This window comes from Subsaxibacter sp. CAU 1640 (genome assembly GCF_023156585.1).
In the GTDB taxonomy this organism is placed as follows: Bacteria; Bacteroidota; Bacteroidia; order Flavobacteriales; family Flavobacteriaceae; genus JBPOFM01.
Window position 1 is genome coordinate 440,579 of sequence record NZ_JALNMI010000003.1, and the last position, 23,135, is coordinate 463,713.

The following is a 23,135-nucleotide window of genomic DNA, read 5'->3' on the forward strand; positions in this document are numbered from 1 at the left end:
AGAACTATTTAACATGGAATCACATTTGGTGAAATACAGACCTAAAATTTTTCGGCGCAATTAATGTTTATAACTTGTATCTTTGAAATCAAATTTTCTGACAATGAGATACTTTTTTACTCTGTTATGTTATGCAGTAGGCTTAGTGGCAACCGCTCAAAATACAGCCATCGGAAATAATGAAAAACTGACCTTTTCTGCCTCCTATAATATGTCTGGCTTGCTTACTGAAATCGCACAGGTAGTTATGGAAACTAGCGAAGTTAAAACGTCGAATAGTACACTTCTCAAATTGAAATGTACGGCTGCCACCTACTCTAGTTTTGATAGTTATTTCAAAATACGTGATTTGTATGAAAGCTATGTGAGCCCAACAACGTTGACGCCTTACCTATATAAGCGAGACATCAATGAAGGTAGTTATTACAAGTTTGAACAATATAAGTTCAATCATAAGTCTAAAAGTGTGAGCAGCACTATGAAGAAACGTAAAAGTGAAGAGAACAAAACCGTTTCCATTGGCTCCAATACACGCGATATTGTATCGACTATTTACCACATTCGTAACTTGGATATCTCGCAAGCGTCTCCTGGTGATGCCCAGAATTTTACTTTTTTGTTTGATAATGAAGAGTTAGTAATCAATGTAAAATATTTAAGAAAAGAAACCATTAATACCAATCTTGGCAAAAAAGAATGTTATAAGTTAGCCGTAAGTCTTAAAAATGATGATGCATTGAAAGGTACCAACGAAAACTTATTGTGGTTGACGGCTGATGGAAACAAATTACCAGTGTATGCAAAATTCAAGATAGCCGTAGGTACTGGAGAATTGAAATTGAAATCTGCCACAGGTTTAAAAAACTAATATTATGAGACGACTTTTTATCATCCTAGGTTTTATTGCCTCTATTTTGGCGGTGATTCTGTCTGTGACACCTTTATCTAAAATAGCCTACATTCCGGCATTATTTGCATTGGTGTTTGGTTTGGCAGCCTTTTACTTTTCGAGACAGAAACAATATCCAAAGAAATCCATTCAATTGATTTTTTTATTGACCATCATTTCCTTGATTCTCACCACGTACAAGGCTATTTTTAGTGTGGCGGAAGTAGGTGATTTGGAAACGCTGGAGCAAAAGGAAAAAGAGTCGGAAGAAAAGGCAATTCAAGAGTTGGATGAATTGAATATTGAGGATATTGAAACCAATGATCCTGATGAGATGCCAAATTTTAACGGAGATAATTCCGATCAGTAATTAAAAGTTTTATGTAAATTATATTAAGGGAATGCTTCGGTTTTCCCTTTTTTTTCACGTTATTTGGCTTGCTATTAAGGGATTATTATGAAAGTATTACTGGTTGTGTCAGTACTTACTATAGTAGGTGCATGTGCTCACAAACGCCATAGTGAGAAGTTAGCCGACTTAAAAGACGGCATTCGGTTTGAGCAAGAAAACCACATTTCTGAATTTGCAAGCACCATAAAAGCCAGTGATCTAAAATCTATTGTCTATGAACTTTCTTCCAATGACAATGAAGGTCGAAAAACAGGTACTTACGGTCATAATAGGGCTTCCAAATTTATAAAGGATTATTACATCAAAAAGCAAATCGCTTCTCCATTGGGAGGTGAGAATTATTATCAAAGCATTCCTAAATCTTTTCTGTCTAAAGACTTCAATAGTTCGCAAAATGTGATAGCCTATATTAAAGGTTCCGAGTTTCCCGAAGAAGTCTTAATCATATCTGCACATTCAGACCATCTCGGTATGGAAAACAATATTGTCAATCCAGGAGCTGATGATAATGCTTCCGGCACTGCAGCAATTATGGAAATTGCCGAGGCATTCAAGACAGCACAATTGAATGGATTTACACCAAAACGAAGCATCGTTTTTTTACATCTAACTGGTGAAGAAGAAGGACTTTATGGCTCTCGATACTATATTGAGCATCCTGTTTTTTCATTGAACAATACTGTTGCCAATCTTAACATTGATATGATAGGACGTATTGATGACAGACACAAAGACAATCCTAATTATATATATCTCATTGGGTCTGATCGTATCAGCACTGAACTCCATTATATATCGGAAGAGGCAAATGCTGAATTCACCCAGCTCGACCTCGATTACAGGTACAATGCCGAGAATGACCCTAATAGATACTATTACAGATCCGATCATTATAATTTTGCACAAATGGGTATCCCTGTCATTTTTTACTTCAATGGCGAACACGAAGATTATCACCAGCCCAGCGACACAGCCGACAAACTGAATTATGACCTGCTCGAAAAGCGCACCAAGCTCATATTCGCTACGGCATGGTATGTTGCCAACAACACTCAAAGGCTGGTGCCAGAAACATTATAATTTTAGTTAAAATGTGTTAAAGAGAAGAGTGCAAAAAGTTCATATTTCGTATTTTGCAAGCTTATAATAAATAATCCCCTTTTATGAAAAAATCTCTCCTATTGGTTAGCATCGCTTTTATCGTATTGAGTTGCGGCAGCCAGCAAAAAAATGGCAATGCAGATGCAACTGCTACAAAAAAGGAAGCCGACCCGACAGCTTATGGCACCACTATCACTTCAGCCGAACTCCAAGAAATGCTCTACACTTATGCTTCTGATGAGTTTGAGGGACGTAATACTGGCGATAAAGGACAAAAAATTGCAGTAGAGTATCTAAAAGATAAGTACGTTGCTATGGGTATCTCTTCTGCATTACCAAATGGTAATTATTTTCAAAATGTACCATTGGAGAAACAGAAATCTCCGGATGTGAAACTCACATTAAATGGAAAATCCTTTGAGAAGAATGAGGATTTCGTGGTGTATGGCTCTTCAAGTTCCCAAAGTTTTTCAGCAAATGAAATAGTCTATGTTGGTTACGGAATAGACAGTGATACTTATTCAGATTATAACAATTTAGACGTTAAGGGTAAAATTGTAATAGCACGTGAGGGAGAACCTAAAAATAAGGCTGGAGTCTATACTGTTTCTGGCACTACGGAAGGCTCAAAATGGTCTAATGGCAGACAAGGGCTTTCTTCCAAAAGAGATGCTGCAAAAGAACGCGGCGCCAAAGCATTGTTCTTAATGGATTCTGAAATGTTTGATAGATACCTACCTTATTATAAAGCTCAAGACGATTCAGGAACGGCTGGGAGAATTTCATTGAAAAACACAGAACAGGAAATGATAACATTTTTGATCAGTGCCGAATTGGGCTCTGAATTTATAAAAGACATCAATGAAAATACGACTCCTCGAGTGGTTGCCAATAAAGTTTCTGCAGAAGTAACAAGTAACTCTGAAGAATTGTATTCGGAAAATGTAGCAGCCTTTATTAAAGGTTCAGAAAAACCAAATGAAATTATCGTCATTTCGGCCCATTTAGATCATGAAGGCATCAAAGGTGGAGAAATCTATAATGGTGCAGATGATGATGGCTCTGGCACAGTGGCAATATTGGAAATAGCCCAGGCGTTCAAAAAAGCTGTTGATGATGGCTACAAACCAAAAAGATCGATCTTATTTTTACATGTTACTGGAGAAGAAAAAGGTCTATTGGGTTCTCGCTACTACACAGATTTTGATCCTATTTTTCCTTTGGAAAACACTGTAGCCGACTTGAATATTGATATGATAGGCAGAGTTGATGCGAAACACAATGAAAACAGAAATTATGTATATCTAATTGGTTCAGATAAGTTGAGTTCAGAACTGCATAAGTTGTCAGAAGAGGTTAACAATAAATATTCAAAAATGACCTTGGATTATACTTATAATGATGAAAATGATCCAAATCGCTATTATTATCGCTCTGACCATTACAACTTTGCAAAAAACAATATTCCGGTGATTTTCTATTTTAATGGAACACATGATGATTATCACAAACCTACAGATACACCAGATAAAATTCAATATGATTTATTAGAGTCAAGAACTCGCCTGGTATTTTATACCGCTTGGGAATTGGCAAACAGACCAAATAGAATAGTGGTTGATAAAGCAACCGAAAAGTCTGCTAATTAATTCTCATATTTAATCAAAAGTTACGAGCCTTTCAATTATAAGAAAGGCTTTTTTATTTGTTAAAACATTCTAAAAGATATTTTTTGCATTCCTCTTTTTTGTATCTTTATGATGTATTGGGGTGCTGATCATTGTGGCTGAGATTATACCCATTGTACTGCCTCTGATAATGCAGAGCATAGGAATACAACAAGCAAAGGGAACGAGCAATTTAATAATTGTTGTTCCCTTTGTTATTTTCTGAAAACGCTTGGAATAAAAAAAGCCCTCACTCTCGTGAAGGCTTTTGAAACTGGGTGGAAGATGGGGCTCGAACCCACGACCCTCGGTACCACAAACCGATGCTCTAACCAACTGAGCTACAACCACCATTTTCAATTGGACTGCAAATGTATATTATTTCCGTTTTTCTACAAAACTTTTTATTCAAATTAAGAATAAAAAAATAAATGTTCATTCTATATTAAATCGAACAAGCTTTCAACACCTGCATAACGTTCCACAGTGAAACCCTCGCCATACTCTACTCCTATCAATCTACCCAAATCTCTTGCTCTGTATTTTACGCTATCTGTAAAGTTTTTACTGGATATTGGCGTTTCGGGCAGTTTACTTTTTGGATCATAAAATTGCGTTTGGTATGCCAAAACAGCTTTCATTTTGACATCAATAAATCCTGAAACATCGACCACTATATCTGGCTCGATATTCTTCCATTGAATATAATGATAGACCTGTTTAGGACGCCAATGTTCTTGTGACTTTCCATCCATTTCAGTTTCAATCTTCATCAATCCACTCAAAAAACAGGCATCGCTTACCAATTGACTTCCCCTTCCGTGATCGATATGTCGATCTTCAACAGCATTGCACAAAACAATTTCAGGTTGATACTTACGAATCATTTTGATGACTTCCAACTGATGCTGTTTGTCATTCACGAAAAACCCATCTGCAAATGCTAGGTTTTCTCTAACAGCAACTCCCAATATTTCTGAAGCTGCAGCGGCTTCAACACTTCTGGTTTGCTCTGTGCCTCTAGTACCTAGTTCTCCACGAGTCAAGTCAACAATGCCAACTTTTTTCCCTCTTTGAACTTCTTTTGCTATTGTTGCACCACAACCCAATTCTACGTCATCGGGATGGGAACCAAAAGCGAGTATATCTAATTTCATATTATTTATGTTCATTTTTTAGTGCATTCTCAATACGTGTATCTGGCAACAGCCACATAATGGCCACCAAAATATACATTGCACCACTAATCCAAATATTCAGGAAGGCTCCAAAGATTCCAATGATATATAACACAGGTGAAATCTTCCCTTTCAAATCTTTACCCAATGCTTTTGCCAATAAAAATTCTTTTCCGTGACTGGAAATAATTAGGCTTTGCAAGATGAAATAGGCGATAGCTGCAAATAAAAGGACGACACCATACAAAAAAACGGATGCCGTTGTAAAGTGATTTTCGCCCATCCAACCCGTAACGAAAGGTACCAGAGACAACCAAAACAATAAATGCATATTAGCCCAAAGTATTTTGCCCGTTACGTGTTTCACCGTTTGCATCATATGATGGTGGTTGTTCCAATAAATGGCGAGATAGATAAAGCTTAAAACATAACTTCCAAAAACAGGAAGCAATCCTTTTAAATCTTCAAACTCCCCACCGTGAGGCACTTTCAACTCCAGTACCATAATGGTTATGACAATTGCCAAAACACCATCTGTAAACGCTTCTAACCTTCCTTTCGTCATAAAAATGTTTATTCTTGAGTTTGCAGTTTTGTTGCCTTTACTTTAGCAACGGCTTGCTCGATATCCTCAATCAAATCTGGTTTAGATTCAATACCAACTGAAAATCGAATTAAATTATCACTGATCCCAATAGCTTTTCTTTCTTCGGAAGATAACAATGCGTGGGATGTTTTATGAGGCGATAGCATTGTGCTTTCAACACCTGCCAAACTGCCTGAAGGTTTGATGAGTTTTAATGCTTTTTGGAATTGAGAAGCATCCAAACCTTCAGTCAATTCAAAAGATAGCATTCCTCCAAAACCTTTCATTTGAGATTTGGCTAGATCATATTGTGGATGCGACTTCAAGCCTGGATAAAAAACCTTATTGACATCTTCATGCTCCGAAAGATATTTAGCCAATTTCTTCGCGTTCCTGTTTTGAGCCTTCACTCGCAATGCCAAGGTTTTCATACTGCGTTCTAACATCCACACCGTGAAATCACTCAAGCTTCCACCCAAATTTTTTGCGACGTTCCAAATAATCTCCTTATGAGCGTTGCTACAAGCAACAGCGCCTGCAAGTATATCAGAATGCCCAGCCAAATATTTAGTGGCAGAATGTATGACGATATCGATACCAAAATCGATAGGGTTTTGATTCACAGGACTCGCAAAGGTATTATCGATGGTTGTGAGAATACCTTTTGATTTGGCCAAATCTGCCACACCTTTGATGTCGGTAATAGTCAACAATGGATTCGATGGAGTTTCGATATGAATAAGTTTCGTATTTGCTTGAATCGCTGCTTCAAAATCAGCCACTTCATAGCCATCTGTGAAGGTGTATTCAATTCCATATTTATGAAATTCTTCCTTAATAAAATTACTTGTGCCGCCGTAAAGCGTATTCTGTACCACGATATGGTCGCCTTTCTTAAGAAACGCCAAAAATGTTGTACTGATAGCTGCCATTCCACTGCCAAAAATCATAGCTGCTTCGGAATGCTCCAAAGCTGCAATTTTCTTGGAAAGATATTCTTGGTTAGGCGTATTAAAATAGCGAGGGTATCTTTTGACATCAACTTCATCAAATTGATACGAGGTGGAAAGATAGATTGGTGACACAGCACCCTTGAATTGTTCGTCCTTTATTTCACCAACGTGGGTGCAAATAGTATTTAAACCGTACTTGGATTTTGACATTGCTTTACAGATTATTTGGTGTTTAAAATTACAAATTATCTACTAGACTTGGGTGGTTTTCCAAGTTCCTTTTTTAAACCAAATATAGCCTACAATCGTAACCAAAACCTCTGCTGCAGTGATAGCACAAAACACTCCGATAGGTCCAGCATTGAAGGTAATAGCTATCAAATACGCTATCGGCAACTGGAATAGCCAAAAACAAATCAAATTGATATAGGTTGGTGTTTTGGTATCTCCTGCTCCATTGAACGATTGAATAATCACCATACCATATCCAAAGAAAATGTAGCCTGATGCCAATATTCTTAAGCATAAACTGCCATATTTTACGACTTCAGGGGTTGTGTTGAACCACGATATGATTTGTGGCGCAAACAGCAAATACACGATGGATACCATTCCCATAAAAAAGGCATTGTATTTTGAAGTGATGTGCACAGAACGTTCGGCTCTATCTGGCTGCCCTGCACCAAGATTTTGTCCCACGAGCGTTGCGGCGGCATTGCTCATTCCCCAAGCTGGCATAATGGTAAACATCATCACACGAATGGCGATGGTGTAACCTGCCAATACTTCGCTACCAAATTCACTCATAATTCGCATTAAAAACACCCAACTCGAAGTACCAATAATGAATTGACCTATTCCTCCGAGCGATACTTTTATCAAATTGAGCATCACAGCAGAACGTACGACCAAGTCTTTAATTCTTATTTTTATTTTACTATAGCCATAAAATAAAATCATCAATTGAAAAATAACAGCTGTTCCTCTTCCAATGGTGGTGGCAATGGCAGCTCCTTCGACTCCATACGCAGGAATTGGTCCAAAACCAAATATGAACATTGGGTCCAAAATAATGTTCAATCCATTCGAAAGAATAAGTGTCCACATCGCAACTGATGCATTGCCGGCACCTCTAAAAATAGCGTTGATAAGGAACAATAGCATAATGGTGACATTACCACCCAATAACCATTGGGTGTAGCCATAACCTTCGGCTATCAAATCAGGTTCGGCTCCCATCAGACCCAAAATCTCTTTAGCATAAATAATTCCAACAGCGCTGACTATGATGGACACTAAAACTCCAAGAATGATAACCTGTACGGCAGCTCTCGAGGCACCATCCAAATCTTTTTCGCCTACTCGCCTGGCAACAATTGCGGTTGCTGCCATACTCAATCCAATGGCAACTGCATAAACCAGTGTTATGACTGACTCCGTAAGACCAATAGTCGCGACGGCATTGACACTTACTTTTGAAACGTAAAGAATATCAACCAACGCAAAAATCGACTCCATAAGCATTTCCAATATCATCGGAATGGATAACATAAAAATAGCTCGTCGGATACTGATGGCTGTTAAATCTTGTTCTTTACCTCTAACTGCTACGATAAAGAATCCTATAAATTGTTTGAAAGATATTTTATTTGATTGCATAAAAGTTTATTGAAAGTGAACATTGCTGAAGGCAAAATGCATTCAACCTAAAAGTGTCGATTTCAAGAAGTTCGACAAACGGCATATTTTATCTATACAATCATAGGCATCGCAAATATCTTAAAAATTAACCGAAAGTTCAAAACGATTTTTAGGGATTGTAAGTCATTTCCATTATATTCGTAATTGCTATTAATAAATTACTAACCAATGATTAAAGCCGCTATTTTTGATATGGATGGGGTGGTTGTCAATACCGAACCCCTACATCACAAAGCCTACTACAGAATGTTTGATGATGTTAACATCAATGTATCTGATGCTATGTATGCCTCTTTTACTGGGCAGTCTACTCTAGAAATCTGTAAAAAACTGTGCAAACATTTTAAGTTGCAACTTGGACCACAAACTCTCGTGGAACTGAAGCGTGACCATTTTAGAGTACTATTTGAAACCGACTCTTCACTGTCTCTGATTGATGGTGTATTGGATTTGATAAAAGATTACCACAGCCAAGGTTTAACACTTGTTTTGGCATCCTCTGCTTCAATGGAAAACATCAATAATGTGTTTACCAGATTTGATTTGGACCAGTATTTTGAAGCCAAATTGAGTGGAGCCGATTTAAAAGCTTCAAAACCGCACCCGGAAATATTCGAAAAAGCAGTTGAAGCTTCTGGTTGCAAACCTGACGAATGTTTTGTTATTGAAGATTCTACAAACGGAATTGAAGCTGCAAAGGCTGCTGGTCTGTTTTGTGTAGGTTTTGACAGTTACCACTCTCACGACCAAGATTATTCACTGGCTGACATGGTGGTTAGTGATTTTGAAGACATTGTGCTTTCTAAAATCTCATCAATGGTTCCTGTTGATTGTTAATTGAATATTTATCTTCTGATGATACTAAAACCCTTCATTTTATGGAGGGTTTTTATTTTAATTTCGATTCTTTCATACTAAAGTTGTAAGCTTTTAGAAACTAGAAAATTAAATCAAAATGAGGTAGGTTAATAATTGAATAACACTATAAAATCGCTTTTTTAACAGTCATTCCAACGGACATTTTTTAATTTTATCGAAAATTTAAAAACTACTCTTTTATGAAAAAACTACTACTCAATTTATTCTTTACGTTTGGTGTTTTGGGCATCATCTCCGCACAAGACTTTACTACACCAGATACTGGAATAACCTATAGCCTTGATGATCTGGTCACAGCAAGTCCATCAACGATCTCTGTATCAGGAACTACATATACGTTGGTGGGAAATCTTACCATTTCAGCTACAGATGCCTTATTGATAGATTCAGACATTACTTTGGAAATAGGGGCAGATCTATTGATTACAGTTTTTGGAGACTTTAGCGTGGATGCCGACAATGTTTTGTTTACGGCAATCGATACAGCAGCGCCTTATGATGGTTTTCGTTTTGAAGAATTCTCAACTATCAGTATCCAAAATTCAACAATCCAATATGGTGGCGGAATGCGAGTGCTGACCGAAACTTTCAGTATCAATAATTGTGTACTTACCAATAATGTTTCTGGTGTATCTACTGGAAGTGTTTTGTCGTTTTCTCGTGGAACACCTCAAATCACTAACAATGCTTTCACATTTAATGAAACTCCAGCTATTAGTTCTGGGGCCAACACACAGGTTTCGGCTTATATCTTCAATAATTATATAGAAGGCAATAACCAAGCAAACAACAATCGTCCGCAAATAAATATGGGAACCACGATGACTTCAGAGCCATTGCGAATCATTGAAAATACGATTATTGGTGATCGAAATTTAACAATGGTTGGAGGAATTGCAGTAGCCAATTTAGTTGGAGGTAGCATCAACGCCATTATTGATGATAACGTTATTAGAGATAACCGATATGGATTGACGATTGTCGGGAACAATTCTTTTGCTTATGTAAGAAACAACGTCATCGAAGACAATGATTCACAGGGCAGTCCAAACGTTGGTGGTAGTGGTATATCATTGAGTACTTCTGCAGCTGGAATGGAAGTTATTGCGAGTGGTAATCAATTTCGCCGTAATCTTTGGGGAATCACTGTGATTGGTCAGGCGTCTATCAATCTGGGTGATGGAGCAGGCAACCCAGGACAGAATGTCTTTTCACAAAATGGAAATGGAGGTACAACCTATGCACTTTACAATAACACTGCAAATACGTTGATGGCAATGAACAACTGCTGGATTGAAGAAAGCGTTCCTAACACACTTGCAGATGCCGAATCTGTAATTGTTCATCAAAATGATATGGCTTCCTTAGGTCTTGTGAATTTTGACCCTGTGAATTGTGATTTTTTAAGTGTTGAAGATGTATTGACCGAAGAAGTTAGCATCTATCCAAACCCTACAGATGGAAGATTATTTGTATCAAACAATCAGATATTTAATCAAATGAATGTTTACAGCATTGATGGTAAATTAGTAATGGAAAAAACGCTTCAAATAGGAGAAAATGAATTGTTCTTCAATCTGAATTCTGGAATTTATCTTTTGGAATTGAATGGAGAGACTTCCAGAGCAATCAAAAAACTAATTATCAAATAAATAGTCAGTTTTAATAAATGAGAAAGCCCTAATCAATTGTTAGGGCTTTTTTTATGTCAATCCACGATTGTAACAAAATACTTCTTCCGTAGCCAAAAAGAAACTCTTACCAATAAGATGAGCGCTGGCACCTCCACCAAAGGCCCAATCACACCTGCAAAAGCTTGACCAGAATTCAATCCAAAAACCGCAATTGCAACAGCTATTGCCAATTCAAAATTATTTCCAGCAGCCGTAAATGCCACAGCTGCAGTTTTATCATAATTCGCTCCCATTGCTTTTGTCAACATGAACCCAATGATAAACATCAAAGCGAAGTAAATCAATAATGGCAATGCGATTATCAATACATCCATCGGGATTTCAATAATCAATTCCCCTTTTAAAGAAAACATCACTACAATGGTAAACAACAAGGCAATTAATGTTAGTGGAGAAATCATCGGAATAAATTTAGATGTGTACCATTCTTCACCTTTCAATGTCACAAGAATTAGTCTGCTTAAAATTCCCAAAACAAAAGGAATACCAAGATAAATGGCCACACTTTCCGCAATAGTGGCAATGGAAATATCCACAATTGCACCTTCAAACCCAAAATATGGTGGAAGCACTGTAATGAAAAGCCAAGCGTAAAAACTGTATCCAAACACCTGAAATATACTATTGAGAGCCACCAGCCCAGCACCATATTCGCTACTGCCCTCGGCAAGGTCATTCCATACCAACACCATTGCGATGCATCTTGCCAGCCCTATCAAAATGAGACCTACCATATATTCGGGATGGTCTCCAAGAAATAGAATGGCGAGGATAAACATCAAAATCGGTCCGATAATCCAATTTAAAAACAAGGAAATAGACAGGATTTTTATATTTCTGAACACTTTTGGCAATAAAGAATAATTCACCTTTGCCAAAGGTGGATACATCATCAAAATCAGACCAATGGCAATCGGAATATTGGTAGTTCCACTATTAAAAGAATTAATGGTGTCTGGTAATGAAGGTATACAATAACCTAGACCAACGCCTATAGCCATTGCAGTAAAAATCCACAACGTTAAATATTTATCGAGAAAACTTAACTCTTTATTCGATGCCATACCTACGCTTTGATATTTGAAAACACATAAAAAAGCTCTGTTGCAATCTGGATGCTTCGCTCGTTATACTTTTCCAATTGTTCAGGTGTGTTATCGAACAGTTTTGGGTCTTCGAAAGTAATTGGAATGCGCTTTTCTGCACCAGCAATAAACGGGCAGCCTCCATCTGCTTGAGAGCAAGTCATCACTGCCGCGAAGCCAGAAACGGGATTGAAGTCATCATCATAGGTTTTTGAAAACCCAATGATTGGATGCTCATTTTGAGAATATTTGATGCTGTAAATAGGATTGCTTCCTTCGGAAAGCTTTTGTATCTCAAATCCAGAATTTTCAAGTGTCAAGACGACAGCAGGAAATAATGCCGTGGCTTCCGTACCTCCTGAATAACAAAAAACCTTGTCTATTTCAAAATAAGACGCCATAGTTTGTGCCCAAACCTGTGACAGATGGCTTCTTCTCGAGTTATGCGTACATATAAAGTTAATTCTAACCTCATCATTGCTATTGACTTTGGCCTGAATGAACTCTATCAATGGCTGAAGCGTTTCTTTTCGTTCTTCTGAAATGGTTTCGACATTCAAACCTTTAATGATTTGATTGATTTTTGGATTCATATTCAATTCTTTAGCTGTTTGATGCTTTAATTTGATTAGCAACAATTACCATCAGACGAACAACAAGGTTCGGGACTCAAATCTGCCAGTTTTACTTTTTCTTTCTTTGTAGATATACCGCATTTATCTTTCGCTAAACAATCGGTCTGTTTTGTGGTCAATAGAAAATTGGTTCCATCAAAGTCGAGACCAAATTTTCCGATGGTTTCACCTTGATATTCCACTTCTATTGGTAAATCTCCGAGCCCTAAAACCTGTTCTGACAGTTCGATGATTTTGAGCAATTTTTCAGGATGCAAGCGATGATTGTAATCATTTGCGCTCCATAGTTGGAAGTTGGCAACTTCTTCTTTTCTTACAGTTCCACCGCAATCGATGAAATGTTTTGACACTTTACCGACTTCTGTAACGTGGAAGTGGCTTGGTACCAGCTCACCGTTGGGTAATTGGAAAGCTATTCGTTTAAGTTTTAATAATTCGGATTTAATTTCTGATAGTTTCATAATTAATTGTTTTATTGCGATTATACGATTAATATTAACAAATTTTTTAGCAGCAGCCTTCTTTGAGGTCTAAATCTTGGTTTAAAAAGTCACTCATCAGGTTTTTCATCTTCGCCCAATTATCTGTGTCAATACAATAGCAAACACTTGTTCCCTCGACATTACCTTTGATAAGGCCCAAAAGCTTCAACTCCTTTAAATGTTGAGAAATTGTCGGTTGTGCTAAACCTATTTCATTAACCAAATCACCACAAACACACGTATTGATTTTGAACAGATGTTGCAAAATAGCAACCCTTGCAGGATGACCAAAAGCTTTCGCTATCAAAGCGATCTCATTCTGTTGGTCGGTGAACATCTCTGTTTTGGCTAATCCCATTCTTAAACATTTATATATTGCAATATTACGATTAATATTGTTTTCAGCCAAAGAAACGACAAGAAAAAACCATTACTCTTTCAAAAGCAATGGTTTTCCTTAATACTCAACTAATTGTTTTATTTATTGTCTTGTAGGATCAAAAGGAAAATTATCTTGATTATCCGGAGTACCATCAAGGTCACTGTCTCTTACTCCATTATCTATCACCAATAATTGAAAGCTAATTGGTAAAAATGTATTGAAAACTTGGGAATCAAATTCGGCAGTTGGCGCAACCGAAACTGATACTGAAGTAAAGGTAACATTCAAAGTCGTATCATACATATTTCTTGCCCAAATGCATGCCGTCATATTTCCAAACCTCAACAATCTTGCTCCAAAAAATATTGTAAATACACTCATATTTTGTTGTGATGTAGTCGTGCACACTACTTCAGGCGTTCCGTTAAAACCATAAAAAGCAAACATTGAGTTGATTTCAGAAGCAAGGATGTCGTTAATGCCTACCTGTCCTTGAAATGAAGATGATGGCACATATCGCCAAACGACATTATTATCATTTCTTATGACATTAACGCCTATACTTTGGGTTTGTGGCACATAAATTTCTTGCGCAGAAAAACCAGCTGGCATTTGGAATCCGAGAGCTGGATACTGACTATGAATGAATTGACCACCAGGATTTGCAATGGTTGGTATTTGTGTTAAAGGAACTGCCAATCCGTGAGAATAGTCCCAATAGATGGCTTGCGCTCCCGAAACATTGCTACAAATTGAGGATTGAAAATTTTGAATTTCTTGTTGGTCATTGTTATCATCCTTACTACAAGAAGTTGAAAAAATCAAAGCAAAGATAATTACTAGGGCATTTAAGTGTTTCATTTGTGATTGTTTTTCCTCTCCATCGGAACATCACAAATATGTCATCACTTTTTTTCTTTTAGCAGTTTATTTTGTTCTTCCATCAAATCGGAAAGTTTGGCAAGAAGCTCAATATCTTTAGGTGTTTTGACGGTTTTATCATTTGGGTCGTGAGCTTTATTTTTCAGACTGTTTAAAAATTTGACAACCACAAACACAGTAAATCCTATGATTAAAAAATCCAAGCCAGCTTCCAAAAATGCACCATATCCAATAGCCACTTCATCCGAAACAATCTCGCCATTCGTATTGGTAACCAGCTCTCTTAAAACCAGCTTTTTATCTTGATAATTGAGTCCATCCGTCATCAGCGATAATGGCGGAAGCAAAATTTTCTTCACCAAAACGTCAATTACCTGATTGAAAGAAGCACCAATGATGATACCGATAGCCATATCCATCATACTTCCTTTGACCGCAAATTCTTTAAACTCTTTAAAAATCCTCATAGATATTTAAATTTTGGATAGACTCTGTAGTTTATTTTTTATAAAAGACTTTGTATTTTCTGTAGGCGAAAAATCCTAAAATAGCCACTATCGCAGCAGTTAAAGCAATAAATTGAAAACTGATGATTTGATCACCACTCGCATACGCGTGCAATCCTGATAGGTAGAAATTCACTCCAAAATACGTCATCAAAATACTGGCAAAAGCAATAATGGATGCCAAATTGAATCCATATCGACCACGAAGACCTGGAACCAATCGCATATGTATCACAAAGGCATAGACCATAATACTGATGAGCGCCCAAGTTTCTTTCGGATCCCAACCCCAATAACGTCCCCAACTTTCATTTGCCCACATTCCTCCAAGGAAATTTCCAATCGTCAATAGCACCAATCCGACCGTTAAAGCCATTTCGTTGATGATGGTCAATTCTTTGATGTTGAGAAGCATCTTATCCTTATTATTTTTTGTGGTGAAAGCCATTAAAAACAGTGACACAACTCCAAGAATCATCCCAAGTGTAAACGGTCCATAACTCATCACAATCACGGCCACGTGAATCATCAACCAATAACTATCTAAAACAGGTTGCAGATTGGCGATGGCAGGATCCATCCAGTTCCAGTGTGCGACCATTAGAATAGTAGAAGTTACAAATGCGCCTGATGCGATTGTCAAATCTGAATTTTTACTTTTTCCTAAAATTGCCAAAACAATTCCAGATATATCGTCCTTATCAATTTTTTCGCTTTTTCTACTAATTCCCACAAGTAACCCGAACAACATTGTCGACCAAGCCACATAAATCATCGATTCATAAGCATCGCTCCAAGGTGCGTGACCCGAAATATACCACCGTACACTTAATCCAATGGTATGTAATAAGAAAAGCCCAACAACAACCCAGCGAAAGAACTTTACAGTAGAATTAACGAATTTATTTTGATCATAAAATATCTGCAATATGACAAAAATCAGCATCAATACTCCAGCATACATATACCAACTGAACAGTTTTTTAAAGATGTCGTACTTATTATATTTAATTTCTGTATCGATCTTCTTATCAGACAGCATCACTTCGCTTCCATATTTCTGTTGCGACTTCTTGATACCTGTCAAGATATTTTCGGCTTTTGAAAAATCACCTGTTTGCTTTGCATTATTAAGTGTCAACATATAGGCACTAAAACCATTGTTGATGAAGTTACCATAAAGTGTGTCTTCAATTTTTTCGCGATAGCCTTCTTCTCTGAATTCCTTTGGCGAAATCCATTTGTTGTTATCATCATTCGGTACAGGAAAGATTTTGATGGCCCTACCTTCAATAACATTGTAAAGCAAATTAACACGCTGGTCGGCTTCTTTAAACTCTTTTTGTGAGCCATTAGGAATTTGGGCTTTATAAGCTTCGTCCAAATAAGGAGACAATTTATAACCTCCACTTTCATCAAAGAAATCAACTAAAGTCACATATTTTTGATCCTTCGAAACTCCAATAATGCTTCTGATGGTATCGGCCTTTTTCGGTTTTAAATAAATAATTGGCACATTATACCACAACAAAGGACTTTCATTGATGGACAAAAACACTTGGTTGGCATCGAAATCTTCATAAGTATCGTGTTTGCTCAACTTACGCAACATTTCAGAAGCGTAGGTATTCATTGGCATCATTCGTCCACTATAATCCTGAACAACCATATGGCCAAATTTATCCGCGTGCCCCTTCGGTGTGATATTAGCCGTTAAAATAGAATCAATTTGTGCTTTTAATGGCTTGCTGAAATTGTGTCCATCTTCTGAATGTACTTGAGCAAATCCAAGGGTTGATATGAAGAGCAGCAATACGGTAACGACCTTGTGCTTTTGTTTTTTTACTTTTTCCAGCATTCGCTTTAAATCGGCAAAACGTGTGTTCTTATCAAATAAAATAGCGAGTAACGAAAGATAAAGTAAAAAATAACCAACATAGGTAATCCAGGTTCCCCAAAAATCGTGGTTCACAGAGAGAATTGTTCCTTTTTCATCTGGGTCAAAACTTGCCTGAAAAAAGCGATACCCACGATGATCCAAAATATGGTTCATATAAATGTGATAATCAAAATCTCCTTCTTTTTCGTCCAGAACAGTCACTTTACTTTCATAAGATGAATAACTCTTTTCGGTTCCTGGATATTTTTGACCAATAAAATCATTGAGTTTGATGCTAAAAGGCAACTCCATAATTTTTGAACCATATTTCATCGAAATGTCCAAATCTCCCATCTCGATTTGCTCAAATGGATTGTTCATTCCTGTTGCACCCAACAACTTAAAACGTTCTGTTTTACCATTGGCAGTAACTTTCATCACCACACCATCTTCATCGCCTTTTAAAATTTGAGGTTTCTTGACAATATCGAACGTTCCTTTAACCACTGGCTTTGGAAACACTATTGCCATATTCCCGATAATATAACGAGAACGCAGCATCAAAGGTTGAACGCTATCTTTGACCAAAAGACCTTGCGCACGCGTGGCCATCGTCATATATTCACCTTCAAATGGCGATTCAATGGTCAATCCGTCTGGTGTGTTGGTAATATTGATAGCTCCTTCGGTATGCTTATCAAGCGAAATCAGAACATTGTGAATACTTTGTACCTGACCTGCTTTCAAAAAATGATTGTGCGATTGTCCGTCGCCAGCTTCTACAAGTTTCAGATATTCCTCTCCACTTTCATCAGGAACGATGTCTTTTTCTGCTCCTTTGATAAACTTTTCAAGTTCTATGATAATAGGCTTTCCGTTGTATTCTGTTTCAATCTTAAAATCATTATCCAATCTTGGCGAAAAATCCACCTCTTTCTCAACACGACGTCGCTGTGCCACGCCATTTACCGCATAATCGCCATCAATATAGGCCGTAATGTATGTTTTTTGAGATAGAAATTGATTCTCGGTCGCTCCTTCCCTAATGGCCATCATTCCTTCATAACTAATATATCGCGTCACAAAAGCTCCAACAATGATGAAAATAAAAGACAAGTGAATTAATAACGTTGCCCACTTTTCTTTTCTCCATAGACGATATCTAGAAATATTGCCAATAAAATTGATCACGAAAAAGACCATAATCGACTCGAACCACCAAGCATTGTAAATCAATGTACGTGTATAAGGCGTTGGAGACGTATCCATATTTCTGTCCATAATGGTTCCTGTTGCCATAGCGACAGCAAAAACAACAAACAAAATGGCGGTTAGACGGGTTGAAAAAAGAATGTTAGCAAGTTTTTTTTGCATGATAGAAGAACTATAATTTGAAGCCAAAATTTTAGCTGTGCAAATTTAGTGCTTTTAGTTGAGTTGGATTGGGTAAAAAGGTGTTAAAATTCTGATGTTTCTATGATTCACTTTATCCTTGCCTGAAAGATATTCAAGTAGAGAAATGTACCCATTTTTCTGGCGCGACGTTTGGCATTTTCAGCGATGTCACCTTCAAACAATTCATCAATAGTCGCAAACCAAAGATTCAACCATATTCCAAAATGAAGTTCTATAATGCTATGATTGTTTTCTTTATCGACCTTTACATGTACTTCCAAAGGATTGCCATAATATTTATGCTCAAGTTTTTTAGTGAGAAACAAACTCGTTTCCCAAAAGCTTGTCAAACGATTGATGTGCTCATCCCAATCCTTGATGATCGGATTGAAAAATGGTCCTAAAACGGCATCTTTCCTTACTTTTTTGTAAAATTCAGAAACAAGCAAATGTACATCGTCCCTATTTTGAATATCGTGCTTTTGCATTGTTCACAAAGATAAACCACAAGGCTTTTATTTCATAGTTAACTTATTTATTTTAGCAGAATGATTTCAGTAGTACTTCTTGGCGCTGGAAATGTTGCCACACATTTATTCAAAGCATTTCAAAAATCTGAAGACGTTGTTGTAAAACAATGGTTCAACAGACATTTGGAAGCCATTCAAACCTATAAAAATGAGGTAGAAGTCACAGATGCGCTATCTGATTTAAAAGAAGCTGACGTTTACATTATTGCGGTAAGCGATGATGCCATTTCAGATTTGTCATCAGAGCTTCCTTTCAGGGGACGACTGGTAGTTCATACTTCTGGCAGTGTTGGCATTCACGATCTGGACAAAAAGAACGAACGTGGTGTTTTTTATCCGCTTCAAACTTTTAGCAAGGATGCAGATGTTGACTTTAAAAATGTGCCGATTTGTATTGAAGTGATTGACAAGGAACATTTAAAAGTCTTGAAATCATTGGCTGATGCGCTCAATAGTAAAAGCCAACGTGTCAATACAAACCAACGTCGTGCATTGCACTTGGCTGCTGTGTATGTAAATAATTTTACGAATCAATTGTACCGGGTAGCACACGAAATTACAGAATCGGAAGGTGTGGATTTTGACATTCTCAAACCTTTGATATTGGAAACAGCCAAAAAGGTTCAGAACTTGTCACCATATATGGCACAAACTGGTCCAGCAAAACGCAATGACAAACGCACCATCAAAAAACATTTAAAACTCTTGGAAAACGAGCATCACAAAGCTATTTATGAGCTCCTCACCTCCTCTATTCAACACACGCATGGAAGAAAAAAGTTATAAAGAATATCTCAATCACATTACCACATTTTTGTTTGACGTCGATGGCGTTTTGACAGATGGAACCATTGCATTGACCACTTCGGGTGAAATGTTACGGACAATGCATACAAAAGATGGATATGCGATGAAAACAGCATTGCAGGCAGGTTATAACATTTGTATCATTTCAGGTGGTTCAAACGAAGGTGTTAGAATGCGCTTGAAAGGTCTCGGAGTAACCGATGTGTATCTCGGAGCACACAATAAGATTGAGCAATTCAAGGAATATCTTGAAGCTAATAACATCAAGGCTGAAAACGTGCTGTATATGGGCGACGATATTCCTGATTTTCCTGTGATGAAGTTGGTAGGGTTGCCAACCTGTCCGCAAGATGCAGTTCCTGAAATCAAAGCGATTTCAAAATATGTATCGCATAAAAATGGAGGAAAAGGCTGCGTAAGGGATGTGATTGAACAGGTTTTGAAAGTTCAAGGTAAATGGAACAGTGATTTTAGTGCGAAATATGATTAGTCGACAGTCGCAGCATTCAGTCATCAGTCTAAAAAATAAAATATGAAAACATTCAAATATGTTTTAATTGCAGTTTTGATATTTGTAGTAACAGTCACTGGGTATTACACTATTAAAAGATACATTATCAACGACGGATTAAAAGGCATCAGTCCAGATAACATTTTAAATATCTGCTTGTTCTTGATTTTGCCAATCATCATTGGTTTGTTCATAATAAAACGTCTTGAAAAGAAACGTTAGAAGACATAAAACAGGTTTTGGATATATTGGGTCTGGAAATAGCCTTAATGTATTCAACAGAAAACCTCATCGTCCATTTTCTGAATTGAAGTATAAATTGAATTCTGAAAGTTTAAAACTTCTTCAAACTGAATTTGATTCCGAAGAGCTAACAGATGCTCAAAGAGCGCAGATAAAAGAAAATGTCAGAAAATCAACTAAAGGCAAATCCATTAAAATTGCAATCGTAACCTTTATTTTTATTCTGCTATTCATTATTATTGCCATCGAAATGCTAAATGGTGTTTTAAATATAGATTAATCTTAATTACGTATCAAATATGAATTTTATGACTTCAAAAATTTTATTTTTCTTCTTGTTTTTTACATGTATATCATATTCTCAATCATTTACAGGTGAAGACATTTTAGGAGCATGGATAGTTGAAACGGCTGAAATCAATCCAAAAATTTTTCTTGAAAACAAAAAAGAGACGCAAGAGCAAATAAAGTCAGCCCTCATAGGTTCTAAATTTTACTTTACTAAAACTGATTTGGTGAAAATGGAGTTAAACGGCGAGTTACCTGAACCTTTCAATAACAAAATGTTCAACCAGGTTTTTTATTACAGAATAAAAAATAATCTTATTCAAATAGGTCACGATAAATACTCTACCGATATTATGACTATTGCAGTCAAATCAATGCCAGATGGATTCATCTTAGATTTTTTAGGAGTTACAGCAGAAATTAAACCTATAGACAGTAAATTCAAGCTTAAATTTGACAAAGAAACGGAAAAGTCATTTGAGTTTATAAGACCCTCAAAACCATTGCTTTTTGTCAACATTCCTGAAAACGAAATATATAATTATGACCAAATACAGCGTCCACCTGTTTCATACAATTGTGACGATACTTTGATGTTGGAAGAACAAAAAGATTGTTTAGCTGACAGTTTCGTTATGTATGTTAATAGAAAGTTCAACACAGGTTTAGGCAAGAAATTGGGAGTTTCAGGAAAATTTAGAATCGAAACTGAATTCATAATTGATAAAGATGGTGACATTATAAACATTAAATCAAAAAGCCCAGTTGAGGAATTGTCAAATGAGGCTACAAGGATAATAAATTTGATGCCTCGATTTAAGCCTGCATTAATAAATGATGAGGCAGTAAATGTATCTTATCAACTTCCTATCACATTTTCAATTCAAGATTAATGGCCATTCTCAACCTCATCCGCTGGAAAAATCTTTTAATGATTGCCTTAATGCAATTGCTCGTCAAATATGCGCTTTTGGAACCTTTTGAAGCAGATTATATGTTCAATTGGTTTGGAATTACCTTGCTTATTGTGGCAACGCTTTGCCTTGCCGCTGCTGGCAACATTATCAATGATATTTATGATTTGGATACGGATAATGTCAACAGACCAACCAAGGTGATTATAGGTAAAAAGGTATCTGAAAAAACGGCGTATAATCTGTTTTTTGCTTTCAACATTATCGGAATCCTGATAGGTTTCTACTTATCACATTTGGTGGGAAGAAGTGGTTTCTTTGCACTTTTTGTCATTATTTCTGGCTTGCTGTATGTGTATGCTTCATATCTGAAGCAAACGCTTTTGGTAGGGAACATTGTGGTTTCTGTTATGGTCGCTATGAGCATTCTGATTGTTGGGCTCTTCGAACTTCTGCCTGCCATCACACCTCAAAATCAGCAGGTGCAATTGTTTTTCTTTAAGATATTGCTCGATTATGCGTTGTTTGCCTTTATCATCAATTTGATTCGGGAAATTGCCAAAGATCTGGAAGATGTTGATGGCGATTACAAAGCTGGTATGAATACCTTGCCCATTGCCATCGGACGTGAGCGCGCCGCAAAAGTGTTGTTTGGACTGACATTTATCCCGCTTTTTGGGGTGGTGTACTATGTGATGACCTATATGTACAAACAACAGATTGCTGTTGGCTATTTCTTGCTTTTCATCATTGCACCTTTACTTTACATTTCAATCAAATCTTTTAGTGCCAAATCAAAAAAGGAGTTTCACCACATCAGCAACATGCTTAAATTAGTGATGTTGTTCGGGATGCTCTCATTACTTTTATATCGATTTATTTTGATGTCATAATGCTCAATCAAAAATTAAAAAACTATACCATCATTCTTGCTTCGGGTTCTCCCAGAAGGCAACAGTTTTTTAAAGATTTGGGTATAGATGTGGAGATTCGGCTTAAGCCTGTTGTCGAAGAATTTCCACAGCGCTTGGTCCACTTTGAAATCAGTGATTACTTGGCACAATTGAAAGCGATTCCTTTTAAGGATAGTTTAAAAGCAAATGAAATTCTCATCACAAGTGATACCATCGTTTGGCACAACCAAAAAGCTCTTGGAAAACCACGAAGCCGCGACGAAGCATTTCAAATGATTCAATCAATGAGCAACACCACGCACGAGGTCATCACATCTGTTTGCTTTACAACTTCAGAAAAAGAAAAGACCTTGAATTCTGTGACGAAAGTGACTTTCAAAAAACTCACGGATGACGAAATAAACTTCTACATAGATACCTACAAACCCTTTGACAAGGCTGGTGCTTATGGCATTCAGGAATGGATTGGACTGATTGGTGTGACAAAAATCGAAGGTTCTTATTTTAATGTAATGGGTCTGCCGACAGATTTGGTTTATAAAACCCTCTCGGAGATTGTTAAGTAAATCAAAAAAGCAGCTTTGTTTAAAGCTTCTGATTTATCTTTGTGTTTCATTTTTTA

At 36.9% G+C, this 23,135-nt stretch carries 25 protein-coding genes, 1 tRNA gene and 1 riboswitch; of the genes, 13 read left to right on the plus strand and 13 right to left on the minus strand.

What is annotated here, in order from left to right:
- Window positions 1-103: 103 nt before the first annotated feature.
- From M0G43_RS09370 to M0G43_RS09385, 4 genes are all read left to right on the plus strand, one after another.
- Window positions 104-868, plus strand: coding sequence for a DUF3108 domain-containing protein (locus M0G43_RS09370; protein WP_248025369.1), 765 nt, complete (start codon window positions 104-106; stop codon window positions 866-868).
- Between the two features lie 4 nt (window positions 869-872).
- The gene (locus tag M0G43_RS09375) at window positions 873-1,259 is read left to right on the plus strand and encodes an FUSC family protein (RefSeq protein WP_248025370.1); all 387 of its coding nucleotides are present in this window, start codon (window positions 873-875) and stop codon (window positions 1,257-1,259) included.
- An 87-nt stretch (window positions 1,260-1,346) separates the two neighbouring features.
- On the plus strand, window positions 1,347-2,381 hold the full coding sequence (locus M0G43_RS09380; RefSeq protein WP_248025371.1) for a M28 family metallopeptidase: 1,035 nt from the start codon (window positions 1,347-1,349) through the stop codon (window positions 2,379-2,381).
- An 83-nt stretch (window positions 2,382-2,464) separates the two neighbouring features.
- Complete coding sequence (locus M0G43_RS09385; RefSeq protein ID WP_248025372.1) at window positions 2,465-4,051, plus strand: M28 family peptidase; 1,587 nt, start codon at window positions 2,465-2,467, stop codon at window positions 4,049-4,051.
- A gap of 107 nt (window positions 4,052-4,158) precedes the next feature.
- A riboswitch (TPP riboswitch) is annotated at window positions 4,159-4,252 on the plus strand.
- Window positions 4,253-4,345: 93 nt separating this feature from the next.
- Here the strand turns inward: M0G43_RS09385 and M0G43_RS09390 are convergent.
- From M0G43_RS09390 to M0G43_RS09410, 5 genes are all read right to left on the minus strand, one after another.
- Window positions 4,346-4,421 (minus strand) — tRNA-His (locus tag M0G43_RS09390).
- A gap of 88 nt (window positions 4,422-4,509) precedes the next feature.
- Window positions 4,510-5,226 (minus strand): bacillithiol biosynthesis deacetylase BshB1, encoded by a 717-nt coding sequence (bshB1, locus tag M0G43_RS09395; RefSeq protein WP_248025383.1) that lies wholly within the window; start codon window positions 5,224-5,226, stop codon window positions 4,510-4,512.
- Window position 5,227: 1 nt separating this feature from the next.
- Window positions 5,228-5,812, minus strand: a complete 585-nt coding sequence (locus M0G43_RS09400; RefSeq protein ID WP_248025388.1) for a TMEM175 family protein — start codon at window positions 5,810-5,812, stop codon at window positions 5,228-5,230.
- An 8-nt stretch (window positions 5,813-5,820) separates the two neighbouring features.
- A complete protein-coding gene (locus M0G43_RS09405; RefSeq protein WP_248025391.1) occupies window positions 5,821-6,996 on the minus strand; it encodes a trans-sulfuration enzyme family protein in 1,176 nt (391 codons plus the stop codon).
- 42 nt (window positions 6,997-7,038) lie between these two features.
- On the minus strand, window positions 7,039-8,445 hold the full coding sequence (locus tag M0G43_RS09410; protein WP_248025393.1) for an MATE family efflux transporter: 1,407 nt from the start codon (window positions 8,443-8,445) through the stop codon (window positions 7,039-7,041).
- Window positions 8,446-8,655: 210 nt separating this feature from the next.
- Here M0G43_RS09410 and M0G43_RS09415 point away from each other — a divergent pair, with 210 nt between their 5' ends.
- Complete coding sequence (locus M0G43_RS09415; RefSeq protein ID WP_248025394.1) at window positions 8,656-9,324, plus strand: HAD family hydrolase; 669 nt, start codon at window positions 8,656-8,658, stop codon at window positions 9,322-9,324.
- A gap of 221 nt (window positions 9,325-9,545) precedes the next feature.
- Complete coding sequence (locus tag M0G43_RS09420) at window positions 9,546-11,018, plus strand: T9SS type A sorting domain-containing protein (RefSeq protein WP_248025397.1); 1,473 nt, start codon at window positions 9,546-9,548, stop codon at window positions 11,016-11,018.
- A gap of 56 nt (window positions 11,019-11,074) precedes the next feature.
- On the opposite strand, the gene arsB is transcribed toward M0G43_RS09420, so the two are convergent.
- The 8 genes from arsB to M0G43_RS09460 form a co-directional block, all read right to left on the minus strand.
- Complete coding sequence (arsB, locus tag M0G43_RS09425) at window positions 11,075-12,124, minus strand: ACR3 family arsenite efflux transporter (RefSeq protein WP_248025400.1); 1,050 nt, start codon at window positions 12,122-12,124, stop codon at window positions 11,075-11,077.
- 2 nt (window positions 12,125-12,126) lie between these two features.
- Window positions 12,127-12,738: a protein-tyrosine-phosphatase gene (locus M0G43_RS09430; RefSeq protein WP_248025402.1), complete on the minus strand. Its 612-nt coding sequence runs from the start codon at window positions 12,736-12,738 to the stop codon at window positions 12,127-12,129.
- Between the two features lie 35 nt (window positions 12,739-12,773).
- Complete coding sequence (locus M0G43_RS09435; RefSeq protein ID WP_248025404.1) at window positions 12,774-13,241, minus strand: DUF6428 family protein; 468 nt, start codon at window positions 13,239-13,241, stop codon at window positions 12,774-12,776.
- Between the two features lie 46 nt (window positions 13,242-13,287).
- Window positions 13,288-13,620, minus strand: coding sequence for an ArsR/SmtB family transcription factor (locus M0G43_RS09440; RefSeq protein WP_248025411.1), 333 nt, complete (start codon window positions 13,618-13,620; stop codon window positions 13,288-13,290).
- A gap of 123 nt (window positions 13,621-13,743) precedes the next feature.
- On the minus strand, window positions 13,744-14,505 hold the full coding sequence (locus M0G43_RS09445; protein WP_248025417.1) for a hypothetical protein: 762 nt from the start codon (window positions 14,503-14,505) through the stop codon (window positions 13,744-13,746).
- 44 nt (window positions 14,506-14,549) lie between these two features.
- A complete protein-coding gene (gene mscL, locus M0G43_RS09450; protein ID WP_248025422.1) occupies window positions 14,550-14,993 on the minus strand; it encodes a large conductance mechanosensitive channel protein MscL in 444 nt (147 codons plus the stop codon).
- 31 nt (window positions 14,994-15,024) lie between these two features.
- Window positions 15,025-18,285, minus strand: a complete 3,261-nt coding sequence (gene ccsA, locus M0G43_RS09455) for a cytochrome c biogenesis protein CcsA (protein WP_248025427.1) — start codon at window positions 18,283-18,285, stop codon at window positions 15,025-15,027.
- Between the two features lie 107 nt (window positions 18,286-18,392).
- Window positions 18,393-18,794: a group III truncated hemoglobin gene (locus M0G43_RS09460; RefSeq protein ID WP_248025429.1), complete on the minus strand. Its 402-nt coding sequence runs from the start codon at window positions 18,792-18,794 to the stop codon at window positions 18,393-18,395.
- Window positions 18,795-18,854: 60 nt separating this feature from the next.
- Here M0G43_RS09460 and M0G43_RS09465 point away from each other — a divergent pair, with 60 nt between their 5' ends.
- From M0G43_RS09465 to M0G43_RS09495, 7 genes are read left to right on the plus strand one after another with little or no spacing between them, the layout of a single operon-like run.
- A complete protein-coding gene (locus M0G43_RS09465) occupies window positions 18,855-19,622 on the plus strand; it encodes a Rossmann-like and DUF2520 domain-containing protein (protein WP_248025431.1) in 768 nt (255 codons plus the stop codon).
- Window positions 19,603-20,133 (plus strand): KdsC family phosphatase, encoded by a 531-nt coding sequence (locus M0G43_RS09470; RefSeq protein WP_248025433.1) that lies wholly within the window; start codon window positions 19,603-19,605, stop codon window positions 20,131-20,133. Before M0G43_RS09465 ends, M0G43_RS09470 begins: the two co-directional genes overlap by 20 nt.
- Window positions 20,134-20,175: 42 nt before the next feature.
- Window positions 20,176-20,376 carry a hypothetical protein gene (locus M0G43_RS09475; RefSeq protein ID WP_248025437.1) on the plus strand — a complete coding sequence of 67 codons (201 nt, stop codon included), beginning with the start codon at window positions 20,176-20,178 and terminating at the stop codon, window positions 20,374-20,376.
- On the plus strand, window positions 20,360-20,677 hold the full coding sequence (locus M0G43_RS09480; protein ID WP_248025441.1) for a hypothetical protein: 318 nt from the start codon (window positions 20,360-20,362) through the stop codon (window positions 20,675-20,677). Before M0G43_RS09475 ends, M0G43_RS09480 begins: the two co-directional genes overlap by 17 nt.
- Before the next feature lie 28 nt (window positions 20,678-20,705).
- Window positions 20,706-21,578, plus strand: a complete 873-nt coding sequence (locus tag M0G43_RS09485) for an energy transducer TonB (RefSeq protein WP_248025444.1) — start codon at window positions 20,706-20,708, stop codon at window positions 21,576-21,578.
- Entirely contained in the window at window positions 21,578-22,492 is a 915-nt protein-coding gene (locus M0G43_RS09490; protein ID WP_248025446.1) for a geranylgeranylglycerol-phosphate geranylgeranyltransferase, read from the plus strand. Before M0G43_RS09485 ends, M0G43_RS09490 begins: the two co-directional genes overlap by 1 nt.
- Window positions 22,492-23,079 carry a Maf-like protein gene (locus tag M0G43_RS09495; protein WP_248025449.1) on the plus strand — a complete coding sequence of 196 codons (588 nt, stop codon included), beginning with the start codon at window positions 22,492-22,494 and terminating at the stop codon, window positions 23,077-23,079. The genes M0G43_RS09490 and M0G43_RS09495 overlap by 1 nt, the downstream gene beginning before the upstream one ends.
- The last annotated feature ends 56 nt before the right edge of the window (window positions 23,080-23,135 follow it).

Excerpts from the sequence above, each read along its gene's own strand:
- M0G43_RS09495 (WP_248025449.1), top strand. The coding sequence starts at position 22,492 with ATGCTCAATCAAAAATTAAAAAACTATACCATCATTCTTGCTTCGGGT.
- M0G43_RS09490 (WP_248025446.1), top strand. The coding sequence starts at position 21,578 with ATGGCCATTCTCAACCTCATCCGCTGGAAAAATCTTTTAATGATTGCC.
- M0G43_RS09370 (WP_248025369.1), top strand. The coding sequence starts at position 104 with ATGAGATACTTTTTTACTCTGTTATGTTATGCAGTAGGCTTAGTGGCA.
- M0G43_RS09385 (WP_248025372.1), top strand. The coding sequence starts at position 2,465 with ATGAAAAAATCTCTCCTATTGGTTAGCATCGCTTTTATCGTATTGAGT.
- M0G43_RS09485 (WP_248025444.1), top strand. The coding sequence starts at position 20,706 with ATGACTTCAAAAATTTTATTTTTCTTCTTGTTTTTTACATGTATATCA.
- mscL (WP_248025422.1), bottom strand. The coding sequence starts at position 14,993 with ATGAGGATTTTTAAAGAGTTTAAAGAATTTGCGGTCAAAGGAAGTATG.
- M0G43_RS09460 (WP_248025429.1), bottom strand. The coding sequence starts at position 18,794 with ATGCAAAAGCACGATATTCAAAATAGGGACGATGTACATTTGCTTGTT.
- M0G43_RS09375 (WP_248025370.1), top strand. The coding sequence starts at position 873 with ATGAGACGACTTTTTATCATCCTAGGTTTTATTGCCTCTATTTTGGCG.
- M0G43_RS09405 (WP_248025391.1), bottom strand. The coding sequence starts at position 6,996 with ATGTCAAAATCCAAGTACGGTTTAAATACTATTTGCACCCACGTTGGT.
- arsB (WP_248025400.1), bottom strand. The coding sequence starts at position 12,124 with ATGGCATCGAATAAAGAGTTAAGTTTTCTCGATAAATATTTAACGTTG.
- M0G43_RS09400 (WP_248025388.1), bottom strand. The coding sequence starts at position 5,812 with ATGACGAAAGGAAGGTTAGAAGCGTTTACAGATGGTGTTTTGGCAATT.
- M0G43_RS09465 (WP_248025431.1), top strand. The coding sequence starts at position 18,855 with ATGATTTCAGTAGTACTTCTTGGCGCTGGAAATGTTGCCACACATTTA.
- M0G43_RS09475 (WP_248025437.1), top strand. The coding sequence starts at position 20,176 with ATGAAAACATTCAAATATGTTTTAATTGCAGTTTTGATATTTGTAGTA.
- M0G43_RS09410 (WP_248025393.1), bottom strand. The coding sequence starts at position 8,445 with ATGCAATCAAATAAAATATCTTTCAAACAATTTATAGGATTCTTTATC.
- M0G43_RS09440 (WP_248025411.1), bottom strand. The coding sequence starts at position 13,620 with ATGGGATTAGCCAAAACAGAGATGTTCACCGACCAACAGAATGAGATC.
- M0G43_RS09415 (WP_248025394.1), top strand. The coding sequence starts at position 8,656 with ATGATTAAAGCCGCTATTTTTGATATGGATGGGGTGGTTGTCAATACC.
- M0G43_RS09470 (WP_248025433.1), top strand. The coding sequence starts at position 19,603 with ATGGAAGAAAAAAGTTATAAAGAATATCTCAATCACATTACCACATTT.
- ccsA (WP_248025427.1), bottom strand. The coding sequence starts at position 18,285 with ATGCAAAAAAAACTTGCTAACATTCTTTTTTCAACCCGTCTAACCGCC.
- bshB1 (WP_248025383.1), bottom strand. The coding sequence starts at position 5,226 with ATGAAATTAGATATACTCGCTTTTGGTTCCCATCCCGATGACGTAGAA.
- M0G43_RS09445 (WP_248025417.1), bottom strand. The coding sequence starts at position 14,505 with ATGAAACACTTAAATGCCCTAGTAATTATCTTTGCTTTGATTTTTTCA.
- M0G43_RS09420 (WP_248025397.1), top strand. The coding sequence starts at position 9,546 with ATGAAAAAACTACTACTCAATTTATTCTTTACGTTTGGTGTTTTGGGC.
- M0G43_RS09435 (WP_248025404.1), bottom strand. The coding sequence starts at position 13,241 with ATGAAACTATCAGAAATTAAATCCGAATTATTAAAACTTAAACGAATA.
- M0G43_RS09380 (WP_248025371.1), top strand. The coding sequence starts at position 1,347 with ATGAAAGTATTACTGGTTGTGTCAGTACTTACTATAGTAGGTGCATGT.
- M0G43_RS09430 (WP_248025402.1), bottom strand. The coding sequence starts at position 12,738 with ATGAATCCAAAAATCAATCAAATCATTAAAGGTTTGAATGTCGAAACC.